The organism is Frankia sp. CcWB2 (assembly GCF_977927585.1).
The window spans coordinates 4,684-5,124 of the sequence record NZ_CDWRCM010000288.1 but is presented as its reverse complement, the minus strand read 5'-3'; the positions used below and the strand labels follow the sequence as shown (position 1 = coordinate 5,124).

General features: G+C 66.7%; 1 pseudogene. It reads left to right on the top strand.

Features of this window, described 5'->3' with window-relative positions:
- Positions 1-211: 211 nt before the first annotated feature.
- Positions 212-441: pseudogene (locus tag ACY45C_RS20565) on the top strand (adenosyl-hopene transferase HpnH); the annotation flags it as partial.

Here is a 441-nt window from a genome sequence, read left to right as displayed (position 1 = left end):
GCCCCTCCCCATCACCCCCAACCCGCCAGCGCACCCCGCCCCCCAAACCGGACACCCACCTCAGTTCCACCCCACGCCCACTCCGACCCACGCCGAATCCACCAGCTCCGCACCACACGCCTACACTGACCGGAACAGTCACTGACCGGAACAGCGCGGCATCGCGACTCCACCCACCAGGCGACCGAAGACCAACAGCAGGAGGGTGAAAATGGCCATTCCGCGGCGCCAGGCAATCAGGATCGGCGCTTATCTCCTCAAGCAGAAACTCGCCAGGCGGGACAAGTTCCCGATCACCCTCGAACTCGAACCCCCGTTCGCATGTAACCTCGCCTGCGAGGGCTGCGGCAAGATCCAACATCCCGCGGACGTGCTGAAACAGCGCATGCCCGTCGAGCAGGCGCTCGCCGCCGTCGACGAGTGCGGCGCCCCCGTGGTGTG